The sequence below is a fragment of the Klebsiella sp. M5al genome (genome assembly GCF_002090195.1).
In the GTDB taxonomy this organism is placed as follows: domain Bacteria; phylum Pseudomonadota; class Gammaproteobacteria; order Enterobacterales; family Enterobacteriaceae; genus Klebsiella; species Klebsiella grimontii.
This window is the reverse complement of the sequence record NZ_CP020657.1, coordinates 1,421,993-1,435,878: the sequence shown is the minus strand read 5'-3', so window position 1 is coordinate 1,435,878 and position 13,886 is coordinate 1,421,993. Positions and strand designations below refer to the sequence as shown.

At 55.8% G+C, this 13,886-nt stretch carries 13 protein-coding genes and 1 other annotated feature; of the genes, 4 read left to right on the top strand and 9 right to left on the bottom strand.

Annotated features, from left to right (window positions below):
- Positions 1-85: 85 nt before the first annotated feature.
- The 7 genes from adk to BWI76_RS06810 form a co-directional block, all read right to left on the bottom strand.
- The gene (gene adk / locus BWI76_RS06840; protein ID WP_004137951.1) at positions 86-730 is read right to left on the bottom strand and encodes an adenylate kinase; all 645 of its coding nucleotides are present in this window, start codon (positions 728-730) and stop codon (positions 86-88) included.
- Positions 731-906: 176 nt separating this feature from the next.
- On the bottom strand, positions 907-2,781 hold the full coding sequence (gene htpG / locus BWI76_RS06835; RefSeq protein WP_049088812.1) for a molecular chaperone HtpG: 1,875 nt from the start codon (positions 2,779-2,781) through the stop codon (positions 907-909).
- Between the two features lie 111 nt (positions 2,782-2,892).
- Positions 2,893-3,498, bottom strand: coding sequence for a recombination mediator RecR (gene recR / locus BWI76_RS06830; protein WP_004129946.1), 606 nt, complete (start codon positions 3,496-3,498; stop codon positions 2,893-2,895).
- Positions 3,498-3,830 (bottom strand): YbaB/EbfC family nucleoid-associated protein, encoded by a 333-nt coding sequence (locus BWI76_RS06825; RefSeq protein ID WP_004129943.1) that lies wholly within the window; start codon positions 3,828-3,830, stop codon positions 3,498-3,500. Before BWI76_RS06825 ends, recR begins: the two co-directional genes overlap by 1 nt.
- A gap of 57 nt (positions 3,831-3,887) precedes the next feature.
- Positions 3,888-5,789, bottom strand: coding sequence for a DNA polymerase III subunit gamma/tau (gene dnaX, locus BWI76_RS06820; RefSeq protein WP_049085227.1), 1,902 nt, complete (start codon positions 5,787-5,789; stop codon positions 3,888-3,890).
- Positions 4,491-4,555, bottom strand: a sequence feature (DnaX frameshifting element). (Overlaps the previous gene by 65 nt.)
- Before the next feature lie 91 nt (positions 5,790-5,880).
- On the bottom strand, positions 5,881-6,432 hold the full coding sequence (gene apt, locus BWI76_RS06815; protein ID WP_004136064.1) for an adenine phosphoribosyltransferase: 552 nt from the start codon (positions 6,430-6,432) through the stop codon (positions 5,881-5,883).
- 150 nt (positions 6,433-6,582) lie between these two features.
- Positions 6,583-6,960 (bottom strand): DUF454 family protein, encoded by a 378-nt coding sequence (locus tag BWI76_RS06810; protein ID WP_049088810.1) that lies wholly within the window; start codon positions 6,958-6,960, stop codon positions 6,583-6,585.
- A gap of 69 nt (positions 6,961-7,029) precedes the next feature.
- On the opposite strand from BWI76_RS06810, the gene priC reads away from it, so the two are divergent.
- The 3 genes from priC to BWI76_RS06795 all read left to right on the top strand — a co-directional run bounded on the left by priC (position 7,030) and on the right by BWI76_RS06795 (position 8,372).
- Entirely contained in the window at positions 7,030-7,557 is a 528-nt protein-coding gene (priC, locus tag BWI76_RS06805; protein ID WP_004136061.1) for a primosomal replication protein N'', read from the top strand.
- Positions 7,558-7,571: 14 nt separating this feature from the next.
- Entirely contained in the window at positions 7,572-7,745 is a 174-nt protein-coding gene (gene rsmS, locus BWI76_RS06800; RefSeq protein ID WP_004136059.1) for a pleiotropic regulatory protein RsmS, read from the top strand.
- A gap of 66 nt (positions 7,746-7,811) precedes the next feature.
- Entirely contained in the window at positions 7,812-8,372 is a 561-nt protein-coding gene (locus tag BWI76_RS06795; RefSeq protein ID WP_064371474.1) for an Rpn family recombination-promoting nuclease/putative transposase, read from the top strand.
- Positions 8,373-8,408: 36 nt separating this feature from the next.
- Here BWI76_RS06795 and mscK read toward each other — a convergent pair whose 3' ends face one another.
- Together mscK and acrR are read right to left on the bottom strand one after the other, a co-directional pair.
- Entirely contained in the window at positions 8,409-11,750 is a 3,342-nt protein-coding gene (gene mscK / locus BWI76_RS06790; RefSeq protein ID WP_004136058.1) for a mechanosensitive channel MscK, read from the bottom strand.
- 130 nt (positions 11,751-11,880) lie between these two features.
- Complete coding sequence (acrR, locus tag BWI76_RS06785; protein WP_004136056.1) at positions 11,881-12,531, bottom strand: multidrug efflux transporter transcriptional repressor AcrR; 651 nt, start codon at positions 12,529-12,531, stop codon at positions 11,881-11,883.
- A gap of 142 nt (positions 12,532-12,673) precedes the next feature.
- Here acrR and acrA point away from each other — a divergent pair, with 142 nt between their 5' ends.
- Positions 12,674-13,867: a multidrug efflux RND transporter periplasmic adaptor subunit AcrA gene (acrA, locus tag BWI76_RS06780; RefSeq protein WP_004136054.1), complete on the top strand. Its 1,194-nt coding sequence runs from the start codon at positions 12,674-12,676 to the stop codon at positions 13,865-13,867.
- The last annotated feature ends 19 nt before the right edge of the window (positions 13,868-13,886 follow it).

Below are 13,886 nucleotides of genomic sequence, written 5' to 3'. Positions count from 1 at the left end.
AATGGCGCTAAACGGAACCAATCATAGAAAAAGGTAAAATGAGAGGAGTTCTCACCCCGCCGCTGCGGGATGAGAACTAACGGAATTAACCGAGGATTTTTTCCAGTTCAGCGCGAACGTCGGCCACCGCTTTGGTGCCATCGACTTTCGCGTATTGGGTGTTGCCCGCTTCCGCTTCTTTCTGATAGTAGCCGATCAGCGGAGCCGTCATCTGATGGTATTCAACCAGACGCTTACGCACGGTCTCTTCCTGATCGTCTTTACGGGTGGTCAGCTCTTCGCCGGTCACGTCGTCTTTGCCTTCAACTTTCGGCGGATTAAATTTAATGTGGTAAACGCGTCCGGAAGCTGCGTGAACGCGACGGCCGATAATGCGGTCAACGATCAGTTCGTCAGGAACGTCGAATTCCAGCACGTAATCCACGGCGATGCCCGCTTCTTTCATGGCGTCAGCCTGCGGAATGGTGCGCGGGAAGCCGTCCAGCAGGAAACCGTTGCGGCAATCTTCCTGAGTAATACGCTCTTTAACCAGGGCGATAACCAGTTCGTCGGTGACCAGCTTACCGGCGTCCATAATATCTTTCGCCTGTTTGCCCAGCTCGGAGCCTGACTTCACCGCGGCACGCAGCATGTCGCCGGTGGAGATTTGCGGAATACCGTATTTCTCCATGATGAACTGAGCCTGAGTTCCTTTACCCGCGCCCGGAGCGCCAAGCAGAATAATACGCATTACGAAAATCCCCTCAAAAGTTGATTCAATTTTTCAAAAAACGCTAAACCATACCACCAGAACGCGGATGGCTCAAGGAAGGCGGGGCGGCTGAAACGGTTAATGGTGAGATATTTTACGTATCGTGCGGTTTGATACCCTCTCCCAGCGGGAGAGGGTTAGGGTGAGGGTAAAGATTACGACGCCAGCAGCTGGTTCATACGGCGGATAAACTGGTTTGGATCTTCCAGCGTACCGCGCTCGGCCAGCAGCGCCTGATCGAGCAGCAGCTCAACCCACTCGCCGAACTGCGCATCATCCTGGGTATCCGCCGCGCGTTTTACCAGCGGATGCAGCGGGTTCAGCTCAAAGATGTATTTCACTTCCGGCGCGGCCTGGCCCGCAGCGGCAAACAGTTTCGCCATCTGGGTGCTCATCTCGTCCGCGTCGGTGGTGACGATGGCCGGCGTATCGGTCAGACGATGGGTCAGACGAACCTCTTTCACCCGGTCGCCGAGCAGGGTTTTGGCACGCTCAACGAACGGCTCCAGCGCCTTCTCGGCTTCTTTGGTGGTTTCATCCACTTCGTCCGTCAGCTTATCCAGCGACTCATCGGCTTTCGCCACCGACTGGAACGGCTTGCCGTCGAACTCGGTCAGATAGCTCATCATCCACTCGTCGATGCGATCGGAAAGCAGCAGCACTTCGATGCCTTTCTTACGCAGCAGTTCCAGATGCGGGCTGCTCTTCGCGGCGGCGTAGCTGTCGGCGGTAATATAGTAAATCTTCTCCTGCCCTTCTTTCATGCGGGAGACGTACTCTTCCAGCGACACGGTCTGCGCGGCGGAGTCGGTATGGGTACTGGCGAAGCGCAGCAGTTTGGCGATGGCCTGCTGGTTGGCCTGATCTTCCGCCGGGCCTTCTTTCAGCACGAGGCCAAACTGCTGCCAGAAGGTCTGATATTTTTCCGCGTCGTCTTTCGCCAGTTTCTCCAGCATCTGCAGGGCGCGCTTGCTCAGCGCGGTACGCAGATTGCGGGTGACGCTGCTGTCCTGGAGAATTTCACGCGACACGTTCAGCGGCAGATCGTTGGAGTCGACCAGCCCGCGGACGAAGCGCAGATAGTTGGGCATAAACTGCTCGGCGTCATCCATGATGAAGACGCGCTGCACGTACAGCTTCAGGCCGTGTTTATGATCGCGATTCCACATATCCCACGGCGCCTGCGACGGGATATACAGCAGGCTGGTGTACTCCTGCTTACCTTCAACGCGGTTGTGGCTCCAGGTCAGCGGATCGCTGTAATCGTGGGCAATATGCTTGTAGAACTCGTTGTACTCGTCGTCTTTGATTTCCGACTTATTGCGCGTCCACAGCGCCTGGGCTTTGTTGATTTTCTCCCAGGAGATCACGGTTTCGCCGTCCACTTCTTCGCGTTTTTCAATTTCCACCGGCAGCGCGATGTGATCGGAGTATTTGCTGATGATCGAACGCACGCGCCAGTCGTTGAGGAAATCATCCTCGCCTTCGCGCAGGTGCAGCGTGATCTCGGTACCGCGATCGGCTTTGTTAATGTCGGCAACGGTATATTCGCCTTCGCCAGCGGATTCCCAGAATACGCCGTTTTCGGCGCTGTCGCCCGCCGCGCGGGTACGGACGGTGACTTTATCGGCAACAATAAACGCCGAGTAGAAACCTACGCCGAACTGGCCAATCAGCTGGCTGTCTTTCGCCTGGTCAGAGCCCATGGATTCAAGGAACGCCTTGGTGCCGGACTTGGCGATGGTGCCGAGATGGTCGATGACTTCATCGCGGTTCATACCGATGCCGTTATCGGCGATGGTCAGGGTGCGGTTGTCTTTATCAAATGAAACACGCACGCGCAGTTCGCCGTCGCCTTCGTACAGATCCGGCTGGGACAGCGCGCGGAAGCGCAGCTTGTCGGCCGCATCGGAGGCGTTGGAAATCAGCTCACGCAGGAAAATTTCTTTATTGGAGTAAAGAGAATGGATCATCAGGTGCAGAAGCTGTTTGACCTCTGACTGAAAACCACGAGTTTCTTGTCCTTTCATCTAAATCAACCTCAACAATGCCATTGTTAATGGTAAAAAAACCGTTGAGGGTGAGATGGGGACAGAGGGAGAGGTTTTCAAGCGGAGGCCCCGAAAAGCGCCTCCGTTTGATTAAAAACGAATCTTATGCCGCCCGGCGAGAGAGTGGGACAGCGTTGTGCCGTCAACCATTTCCAGCTCGCCGCCAACCGGAACGCCATGGGCGATACGGCTCGCGTCTACGCCATACTGCGCGCAGAGCTCGGCGATATAATTCGCCGTCGCCTCTCCTTCCACCGTTGGGTTGGTCGCAAGGATCACTTCCTGCATTGATTCGTCACGCAGACGCTGCTCCAGACGATCGAGCCCGATGTCATCCGGCCCAATCCCGTCAAGCGGCGACAGGTGGCCCATCAGCACAAAATAGCGACCGGAAAACTGCCCGGTCTGCTCGATAGCGTAGATATCCGCTGGGCTCTCTACCACGCAAATCTGGCCGTTTTCCTTGCGCCGAGGGTTGCTGCAAATATTGCATACCTCCTGCTCGGTGAAGGTGCGGCAATCGGCGCAGTGGCCGATTTCCGACATCGCGCGCGTGAGCGCCTGCGCCAGGCGCATCCCGCCGCTGCGGTCACGCTGCAGCAGGGTAAACGCCATGCGCTGCGCCGACTTCGGGCCAACGCCCGGCAGGCAGCGCAGTGCTTCCATAAGCTGCGTTAACAGCGGACTGGTCTGCATCAGAACGGCATCTTAAAGCCTGGCGGCAGCTGCATACCGGCGGACACGGACGCCATTTTTTCTTTCTGCGTTTCTTCGATGCGGCGGGCGGCGTCGTTAAACGCGGCGGCCACCAGATCTTCCAGCATGTCTTTGTCGTCTTCCAGCAGGCTCGGGTCGATCTCAACGCGACGGCAGTTGTGCGCGCCGTTGATGGTGACTTTTACCAGCCCAGCGCCGGACTCACCGGTCACTTCCAGACGGGCCACTTCTTCCTGCATCTGCTGCATTTTTTCTTGCATCTGCTGGGCCTGCTTCATCAGGTTACCCAGACCGCCTTTTCCACCAAACATAGGCTTCTCTCTCAGTAAGTCATCGTTAAGGATGCTGACCGCAAGTCAGACTTGCAATCAAATGGGGCGAATACTCTCTTCATCCAGGTCCGCATCGAAGAATCGACGCAGGGTCTGAATGTTATTATCCGCAATAATCGCTTCACGCGCCTGCGCGAGCTTTTCTTCATAAATTGCCTGCCGCCACTCAAGCGGCGTGCGCATCGCGGGATTATCATCTTCCACGATGGTCAATTCAACCGACGTACCGTACAAAATGCCGAGCGCTTCCGCCAGCTTTTGCTGCGCGCCCGCCGAATTCAGGTGACGCTGGCTCGGACGCAGATGCAGACAGACGCGATTGCCCTCCTGCTCTTTCCAGGCGTTAAGGGCCACCTGCTCCACCAGTTTTGGCACCGCGAGCTGGCTGACTTCCGCCGCCCAACTATCGCGTTCGACCGCTTCGACTGCCAGTTTCGCCGCCAGTTCCGGCGTTTTTTCATGCTCCAGCGCTTTTTTCAGCGCCTTCGGCGTCGCCACTTCTTCTTTTACGGTTTCAACAACCGTCGTCGATTTCCAGCGATAGGCTTCTTTTTTCGCCGGGGCTTTTTCCAGCGCAGCCGCAGCCGGACGCGCCTGTACGCGCTCGGTAATCGAACTCAGTCGTTCCAGCGCAGCGTTATTCACCGGCCGCGCGCGGGAAGCGGCTGCCGGTTCACTCTTTTTTGGGGTGGGCGCTCCCTGGCTACGCTGCAGCTGGCTGCGCGCCGCCAGCACCTGGCTGGTGGTCTGCGGCAAATTCGGCGGCGGCGGTGCGGATTCCGGAACGGCCTGCTGGACAGGTGCGGCCTGAATGGCCGGCATCGGCGGCGCCTCCGGTTCCGGTAATGGCATACGCGGATGGAAAGCCAGCGCACGCAGAAGCGTCATTTCGACCCCCATTCGTCTGTCCGGGGCGTACGGGAGCTCTTTACGGCCAATCAGTAGCGTTTGATAGTACAGCTGAACATCGGTTGGCGGCACCGTCCGCGCCAGCTCGCGCATACGCAGCTCAATCGCGGCCATATCCGCGCCCAGCGCCGACGGCGAGAGCTGAACCATCGCAATACGGTGCAGCAGGCTCTGCATCTCCACCAGCAAGGCCTCCCACTCCACGCCGCGGGCGGCAGCCTCATTCACGCCTGCCATGACCCGCTCGCCATCGGCAACCACCAGCGCTTCAATCAGCGATAGCGCCTGATCGTCGTCAAGGGTGCCGAGCATGGCGCTAACGGACTCTGCCGTCAGACGACCGTCGCCGCTGGCAATGGCCTGATCGGTCAGACTTAACGCATCGCGCAGGCTACCGTCCGCCGCGCGCGACAGCAGCTGCAGCGCGCGCGGTTCAAAAGCAATCTGCTCGGCGCCGAGAATATGCTCCAGCTGATGGCGAATCTGTTCGACGTCCAGCGCCTTGAGATGGAACTGCAGGCAGCGGGAAAGAATCGTTACCGGCAGCTTCTGCGGATCGGTCGTCGCCAGCAGAAATTTAACGTGCGCCGGCGGCTCCTCCAGCGTTTTTAACAACGCGTTGAAGCTGTGGCGCGAGAGCATATGAACTTCATCGATCAAATAGACCTTGAAGCGGCCGCGGGCCGGCGCGTACTGGACGTTATCCAGCAGATCGCGGGTATCTTCGACTTTGGTACGCGAGGCGGCATCGATCTCTATCAGATCGACAAAGCGCCCCTGTTCTATTTCACGGCAGTTATCGCAGACGCCGCAAGGCGTGGCGGTGATGCCGGTTTCGCAGTTTAATCCTTTTGCCAACAGGCGCGCGATAGAGGTTTTACCCACGCCGCGGGTGCCGGAAAAAAGATATGCGTGATGAATGCGCCCTAACGACAAGCCGTTCGCCAGTGCGGTCAGCACATGTTCCTGGCCGACGACGTCAGCAAAGGTTTGTGGGCGCCATTTACGGGCTAAGACCTGATAACTCATGGGCTGGCTCTGAAACGCTGGAAGGTGAAATCACGAGGGGTCATGCTATCACAGCCCCGCTCAATCAGCGAGGCTATGTGGCGGGATTTGCTTAGTGGCCCGGGAAAGGGACCAGGCTGTAGCAGTTGATTCCCCGTTTTTCCAGGCGCTGCTCGCCGCCCAGATCGAACAGAGTGATAATAAAGGCCGCGTCATGCACTTCACCGCCCAGACGACGGATGAGCTTCACGGTGGCGTCGATGGTGCCGCCGGTCGCCAGCAGATCGTCAACCACCAGCACCTTATCGCCTGCTTTAATGGCATCAACATGGATTTCCAGCTGATCGGTGCCGTACTCCAGCTCGTAGCTTTCCGCGATGGTTTCACGCGGCAACTTACGCGGCTTACGTACCGGAACAAAGCCTACACCCAGCGCCAGCGCAACCGGTGCGCCAAACAAAAAGCCGCGCGCCTCGGTGCCCACCACTTTGGTAATACCCGCGTCTTTATAACGCTCGGCCAGCAGCTCAATGCTGAGCGCATAGGCCTTCGGGTCTTCCAGCAAGCTGGTGACATCACGGAAAAGGATGCCAGGTTTCGGATAGTCCTGGATGCTTTGGATGCTGTTCTTCAGATATTCAAGCTGCTGTGCTGTTGCGGTCATAAGTTTATGCCTGATTAAAACGGTGTTACTCGCGGACATGCAAAATGGGCCAAGGAAACTTTTGTTTAACCTTTGACCAGGCTTACCCGCGCTCGAAAACGCCAGAATTTACTGGCTGTCAGCGACAATTGCAACCATCATTATTGCGCATCAGTGCTTTTGTTGCTTTGCATCAACCACCGGAATGCGCCACATAAATATCAGCAGACAGGCCAGAACGATCAGCAGCAAGATGCGCACCCAAGTAAGATTAACCAGCCACAGGGAAATAGCAAAGGTCAGTAAAATCATCACCACCGCCCGCGGCTTAGCGCCCGGTGGCATAGCACGGTATTGCTGCCAGTGGCGCAGGTAGCCGCCAAACCATGAGCGGTACAATAGCCACTGGTGAAAGCGCGGCGACGAGCGGGCGAAACACCAGGCGGCAAGCAGGATAAACGGCGTCGTCGGCAGTAGCGGTAAAAAAACGCCCAGCGTTCCCAGCGCCACCGACAGCCAGCCAATGATGATCAAAATAATACGTGGCATAATGCGAATCGTTATCAAGAAGATAACGCTAATGTAGCACAGTTGCTTATCAGGGGATGGAGGAGTTATTTGAAAACCACCCGGCTTTTACATTCGCTGGAAAATCAGCTTGCGGAACTGGCCGCTCAGGTAGCGCCGATGGCGAATCACGCGACCCTCAGCCCGCGTTTCGATCGCCAGCTGTTCCGAACCCGCAGCACGCAGATGCAGGCTTATCTTGATGAAGCCAGAGATCGCTTTACGGAATTAAAACAGGCGGTCGAGCGCCAGCAGCTGGCGCAGGTTGCCTGGCTGGCGGAACGTCTTGTGGCTCAAATCGCCGCGATTAGCCGGGAAACGGCGACCTGGTCATTACGCGCCTGGGATAGCGCGTCGCCGACGCTTACCCGCTGGCAGCGGCGTCGGATACAGCATCAGGAGTATGAACGGCGCCTGCTGGCCATGCGCAACGATCGCCAGAGACAGCTGGCGCAAGCCATCAGCCTTGATGACCAGCAGCGGCTGGCAAAGGAAGTTGAGGCGTATGCCGGACGCCTCGCCCGCTGTCGCGATGCGCTGGAAAAAATTGAAAACAGGCTGGCCCGCTTAACACGCTAACTGGAGGGAGAAGTATGTCGCTGGAAAATGCGCCTGACGAGATCAAGCTGGCGGTCGATTTAATTATGCTGCTTGAGGAAAATAAAGTCCCTGCGCAAACCGTGCTAGCCGCGCTGGAAATTATCCGTCGTGACTATGAAAACAAAGTAAAAAGTGCGGAAGGGGCCTCGCAAAACGCGCCAGAGTAGTCTGTTGCCGAATCGGTGGGGGTGGCAGAGTCATCGCCTGCCCCTTACCACCACGGATAGATGCTCATGGAAAGATTCTCACGTACGCCGCACGATGCCATTTTTCGTCAAATGCTGACCCAGAAAGAGGTCGCTCGCGATTTTTTACAGCTTTACCTTCCCGCGCCGTTTTTAAGTATCTGCGATCTCAATACGCTGCAGCTGGCGTCCGGCAGCTTTATCGAAGAGGACCTGCGATCCAGCGACTCCGACATTCTCTACTCCCTGCAAACGCGGCACGGCGCTGGGTATATCTACGCGCTGATTGAACATCAAAGCTCGCCGGATAAGCTGATGGCTTTTCGCCTGATGCGCTATATGCTGCAGGCGGGATCCACGGAAAAACCCGGGCCACTCATTCGCGAACTGGCGAAGCAGTCGCCCAGGCACAAGGAGCTAATGATGACGATTGCCGAATGGCTGGAAGAGAAAGGTCGTAAAAAAGGTAGAAAAGAAGGAAGGCTGGAGGGGCGTAAAGAAAACTCGCGCAGCATTGCCCTGAAAATGCTCGCCAGCGGGCTGGATCCAAAGATGGTGATGGAGCTGACCGGCCTGAGCCAGGAAGAACTCTCCTCGCTCAGCCCTTAAAACCTGCGGGGCGGCATACCCACCGCCCCATAATGCTTAGCCCATCGTCGGCGAGGCATCGCCGCCTTTATCCCGCTTCACCTCTGTGACTTCATCGCCTTTCTCATTGCGCAGATGAACCTCAAGCTGGTTAAAGGCGATATCAATATTGTTCTCGCGACACAAGCGATCGATAGCGCGGTTAAGCTCATCCACCGCGTAGCTGCGATCGCGAAGTTCACGCACGTACAGGCGCAGTTCATGATCGAGCGTACTGGCGCCGAAGGTGGTAAAGAAGACCGCTGGCGCGGGCTCTTGCATGACTTTCGGATGCTCATGCGCGGCCTGGAGCAGCACTTCTTTAACCTTATCCAGGTCAGAACCATAGGCCACGCCAAGGCGGATGACCACACGGGTGACGGTGTCGGAAAGCGACCAGTTAATTAAGCGTTCCGTCACGAAGGCCTTATTCGGAATAATGACCTCTTTACGGTCAAAATCCGTAATGGTCGTGGCGCGAATGCGGATTTTGCTGACGGTACCGGAGAAGGTACCAATGGTCACCGTATCGCCAATGCGCACCGGGCGCTCAAAGAGAATAATCAGACCGGAAACAAAGTTACCGAAGATCTCCTGTAAGCCAAAACCTAAACCAACCGACAGGGCGGCCGCCAGCCACTGAAGTTTGTCCCACGAAACGCCCAACGAGCCAAATACCGTCATCGCGCCAATAACAATAATGGCGTAATTAAGAATGGTCGTAATCGCATACGACGCCCCCTGGCGCATATTGAGCCTCGATAGCACCAGCACTTCCAGCAGGCCCGGCAGGTTGCGAATCAACGCCCAGGCGACCATCGACGCGACAATCGCGAACAGCAGGCTGCCCATGGTGACGCTTTTCACGGCGCTGACGCCGGCTTCCGTACCGTTGTAATGCCACAGCGTAATACTGTCGAGATAGGCGAAGACGGTGATCAGATCGGACCAAATCGCCCAGAACAGCACGGCAAATAGCGCGATCATCACCAGCATCGTAATACGTAGCGTTTGTTGGTTAACCTGCTCCAGGGCAATGGTCGGTTCTTCCTGGGGTTCGGCTCCTTCTGCCCCCTCTTTAACCAGATGCTGACGACGCGCCAGCGCCCGGCGCCAGGCAATACGCCGGGCGGCCACGCTCAGGCCGCGCAGAACGGTCTGGTAAAGCAGGTTCCACAGCATCACCAGATAAACGGTTTCAATCCAGCGGCCTGCCAGACGCAGCGTGGTGTAGAAGTAGCCGGTTGCCGTCAGCACCATCAGGGCGATGGGCACTATCGATAGCACGGTGACGGTGATAAGGCGCAGGCTGTGGGATTCTTTATCGCGCCAGCTTTCGCGGCACATCGGCAGGACAAGCACCGCGATCAGCAGCAGGTTGAGGAAAATCACGAACTGCCCGAGCACGTCATCCATCAGATGCAGCGGCGACAGTTCCGACATCACGGACCAGAAGTTCAGCGGCAACAGGGCAAGGCTTACGCGGACAATCTGCCGCCGCCAGTGGCTGGTCAACTGCGACGGCATATTAAAGTGGCTCACCGCCACACCGTCTTTTTCCAGCACCTTCCAGCACAGGCCAAACACCAGCCAGAACAGCGCCAGCTTCTTGCTATAGGCCCACAGCAAATCGCTGATATTCAGCTGCATCGTCAGCAGAATCAGACCAATGGCCAGAATCACCAGTACCACAGGCAGCGCGCGGATCAGATCGATCAGAATCGCTTTCGGCGTGTGGAGCTGAGTATCATTGCGCAGCTGCCCCACCTGTGAAGCCAGCTTCGCCTGATACGCTTTCAGCCAGTTAAGGCGCCAGCGAATCAGACCGGCAATCAGCAGCAACGGCAGGCCGGCAAGGAAAGCGATAAATACCGCAGGCCAGGCTTTTTCCCAGTTTACGGTGATTTTCATCGCCTTAAACTGCCCTTTCAGCGCTTCCGGGAAGGATTTAACCCACTCCCAGTCCATAGGACGGTTGCTGTTTACCCAAAAAATCTGCTGCGTCAGAATGGCTTTCAGGTTGGTCGACACGCTCATTAACTGCTGCTGATTGATCTGCAGGTTAATGGCCATCATCAGCTGGTTACCCAGCTGTTTGTTAAACTGATCGAGCAGCTCACGGCGCATATCAACGATTTCGAGAAGCGCGTCATGCACCTCGGGATTCACCTCGCTGCTATGCCCCTCCTCCAGCTTCGCGACGTACGCATCGCTCTGGAACAACGCATCGCGCTGCTGGTTAACCTCAAACTGCTCGAGGCGCAGGTCAGCGATGCGGTTTGTCATGTCGCTCAGCTCCTCCGCAGAGGGCAGCGTTTGCTGCTGCTGATAAAGGATACGCGACAGCAGAAGGCTACCTTTCAGCACGGAGATCTGCTCTTTTATATCACGCTCGGATTGCAAAGCGCGATCGAGCCAGGTCTTCACTTTGATATTGCGCTGAACCAGCTGATTACCATTTTCCGTCGCTGAAATAAGCCTTTCGCTAAGCTGGTGGTTAATATCCAGCTCCTGCTTCACCAGCGGATTGGCTTGAATACGCGCCGTTTCGTCCGGGGACACGGCTTCCTGAGCCGTCTTTTCCGTCAGCGTCAGGCGCTTGCTATTCACCGCTTCCTGCAATAACTGCAGCTGGTGTTCCAGGCGATTGCTGTAGGCGGTGACGTAATCACGCTGCTTTTGCAGGGTATCCTGCAGCACCGTGTTGCCTTCCAGGCTTTTGCGCTGTTGGTCTATCTGCGCATTCAGCAGAGCCTGCTGCGCCAGCAGCAAATTCTGCTGGGTAGGACGCAGCGTCTCCTCGCCCGTCGAGGTGCCGTTCAGACGATTACGGATCTGCTGCAGCTGCTGCGAAGCGGAATACATCGCATTCTGCACGCGTTCCGGCTGCGTCTGTAGAGAAACGAGCTGGCTGTTGTAGGTTGCCAGGTCGTTCTGCGCGTTTTGCAAATCGTCCAGGGTCTGGGAGACACGCGATTCCAGTTGACGTAGCGATAACGTGCTCAGCGTTTTACGCGTCGCCTCATCATCGGGAACATCGCTTAGCGCGTTCAGGCTATCGATAGCCTGATTCATTTTCGCTGGCGCCTGAGTCACCTGCTGACGCAGCTGCGTCGTTTCCGACTTAATGCGTTCAATTTTATCGAGGGTTTCCAGGGTCTGGGTCAGGTCCTGCTGAACCAGCTTGTCCTGCGGGGTCAGATCCTTTTGCTTATTCAGCGTCGCGAGCTGGCTTTGGACCTCAGAACGTTCAGGTAAATCAGCCGCCAGCGCCGGGTTAACGCTAATACAGCCGATAAAAAACATCAGGGTAAGAACAACAGCGGATATGGCGTTTCGCCAACGGATAGTATGCAGCATAGTGTTAACATGAGTGATTGCAAAAGCCGGAGAATACCGGGGATCGTCGCAGCGCGAAGAATAGCACTTCTGTTATCGCGCGAATAGCGGCGGACAGCAGGAAAAATGTCCCTGATGTCCGCAAGGAGACTTAAGCTTCCCGTTCTTCAGAACCGCGTAAGGAGGGGCAAAATTGATACATTTCAAGCAGCGTTTCGACATAAGCCCGCGCCTCTTTGCGCAGATCGAAGGCGTTCGGCGCCAGCAGCCAATTTTCCATTAGGCCAGAAAGGTAGCTGCGCATTAAAATCGCCGCCCGGCGGGTCAATAAATTCGCGGGCAGCATCTTCGCCGCAATGCACTCTTTTAATGTTTGTTCAATACGATCGTAGCTATCAAGGCATAAACTTCGCTGCGCTTCCTGCAGCGTGACCATCTCACCGACGAATTCACATTTATGGAAGATGATTTCCATCATCAGGCGTCGGCGTTCCTCTGTCACCGTTGCTTCAAGGATATACACTAAGATCTCTCTGATAACTGACAGTGGATCGTTGGGGAATTTTGCCCGATACTCAACTTCGAGATCGTTGATGTTGGCTTCAGAAAGTACCCATATTTCATTAAATAAATCTGATTTATTTTTGAAATGCCAATAGATAGCGCCCCTCGTCACACCGGCCTCTTTTGCAATTGCGGCCAGCGAGGTGGATGATACCCCTTGCTGCGAAAACAAACGCAGAGCAACATCCAAAATATGTTGCCGGGTCTCAAGCGCCTGTTGTTTGGTTTTTCGTGCCATAGGTCGATGAGTTTACAGAGGTTACGTTTACATACATTTATGAATGTATGTACCATAGCATGACCATAATAGAAACACAGCAGTGGGTTTGTGGTCGATTGAGCCACTGAACAATTTGAAATTGGACACTCGAGGTTTACATATGAACAAAAACAGAGGGTTAACGCCTCTGGCGGTCGTTCTGATGCTCTCAGGCAGCTTAGCGCTAACAGGATGTGACGACAAACCGGCTCAGCAAGGGGCCCAGCAAATGCCGGAAGTCGGTATTGTGACGCTCAAATCCGCTCCTCTACAAATTACTACCGAACTGCCAGGCCGTACCAGCGCCTATCGCGTTGCGGAAGTTCGTCCTCAGGTCAGTGGCATTATTCTTAAACGTAACTTCACCGAAGGGAGCGATATCCAGGCGGGCGTGTCTCTTTATCAAATCGATCCGGCGACCTATCAGGCCACGTATGAAAGCGCGAAAGGCGATTTAGCCAAAGCGCAGGCAGCGGCAAATATGGATCAGTTAACGGTTAAACGTTATCAGAAACTGTTGGGCACTAAGTACATTAGCCAACAGGATTACGATACTGCCGTGGCGACGGCTCAGCAGAGCAACGCTGCCGTAGTCGCCGCCAAAGCTGCGGTTGAAACTGCGCGCATTAATCTGGCCTACACCAAAGTCACCTCGCCAATCTCCGGCCGCATTGGTAAATCCGCCGTCACGGAAGGCGCTCTGGTGCAAAACGGGCAAACCACCGCGCTGGCGACCGTGCAACAACTGGATCCTATCTACGTTGACGTGACGCAATCGAGTAACGATTTCCTGCGTCTGAAACAAGAGCTGGCCAACGGCAAGCTGCAGCAGGAAAACGGTAAAGCGAAGGTTGAACTGGTCACTAACGACGGTCTGAAATACCCGCAGAACGGTACGCTGGAGTTCTCTGACGTCACCGTTGACCAGACCACCGGTTCTATCACGCTGCGCGCTATTTTCCCGAACCCGGATCACACTCTGCTGCCCGGCATGTTCGTCCGCGCACGTCTGGAAGAAGGGGTAAACCCTGATGCGTTGCTGGTTCCTCAGCAGGGCGTAACCCGCACTCCGCGTGGCGATGCCAGCGCTATGGTTGTCGGCGAAGGTGATAAAGTCGAAGTTCGCCAGATTACCGCCACTCAGGCTATCGGTGATAAATGGCTGGTCACCGAAGGGCTGAAAACGGGCGATCGCGTCATCATAACCGGTCTGCAAAAAGTCAGACCTGGTGTGCAGGTTAAAGCGCAGGAAGTCGTTTCTGACGATAAACAGCAAGCCGCAGGCAACGCTCAGTCAGAACAACCCAAGTCTTAACTTAAACAGGAGCCGTTAA

What these genes read in the sequence shown, in the direction of transcription:
- adk (WP_004137951.1), bottom strand. Translation starts at nt 730, where the DNA reads ATGCGTATTATTCTGCTTGGCGCTCCGGGCGCGGGTAAAGGAACTCAG.
- htpG (WP_049088812.1), bottom strand. Translation starts at nt 2,781, where the DNA reads ATGAAAGGACAAGAAACTCGTGGTTTTCAGTCAGAGGTCAAACAGCTT.
- recR (WP_004129946.1), bottom strand. Translation starts at nt 3,498, where the DNA reads ATGCAGACCAGTCCGCTGTTAACGCAGCTTATGGAAGCACTGCGCTGC.
- BWI76_RS06825 (WP_004129943.1), bottom strand. Translation starts at nt 3,830, where the DNA reads ATGTTTGGTGGAAAAGGCGGTCTGGGTAACCTGATGAAGCAGGCCCAG.
- dnaX (WP_049085227.1), bottom strand. Translation starts at nt 5,789, where the DNA reads ATGAGTTATCAGGTCTTAGCCCGTAAATGGCGCCCACAAACCTTTGCT.
- apt (WP_004136064.1), bottom strand. Translation starts at nt 6,432, where the DNA reads ATGACCGCAACAGCACAGCAGCTTGAATATCTGAAGAACAGCATCCAA.
- BWI76_RS06810 (WP_049088810.1), bottom strand. Translation starts at nt 6,960, where the DNA reads ATGCCACGTATTATTTTGATCATCATTGGCTGGCTGTCGGTGGCGCTG.
- rsmS (WP_004136059.1), top strand. Translation starts at nt 7,572, where the DNA reads ATGTCGCTGGAAAATGCGCCTGACGAGATCAAGCTGGCGGTCGATTTA.
- BWI76_RS06795 (WP_064371474.1), top strand. Translation starts at nt 7,812, where the DNA reads ATGGAAAGATTCTCACGTACGCCGCACGATGCCATTTTTCGTCAAATG.
- mscK (WP_004136058.1), bottom strand. Translation starts at nt 11,750, where the DNA reads ATGCTGCATACTATCCGTTGGCGAAACGCCATATCCGCTGTTGTTCTT.
- acrR (WP_004136056.1), bottom strand. Translation starts at nt 12,531, where the DNA reads ATGGCACGAAAAACCAAACAACAGGCGCTTGAGACCCGGCAACATATT.
- acrA (WP_004136054.1), top strand. Translation starts at nt 12,674, where the DNA reads ATGAACAAAAACAGAGGGTTAACGCCTCTGGCGGTCGTTCTGATGCTC.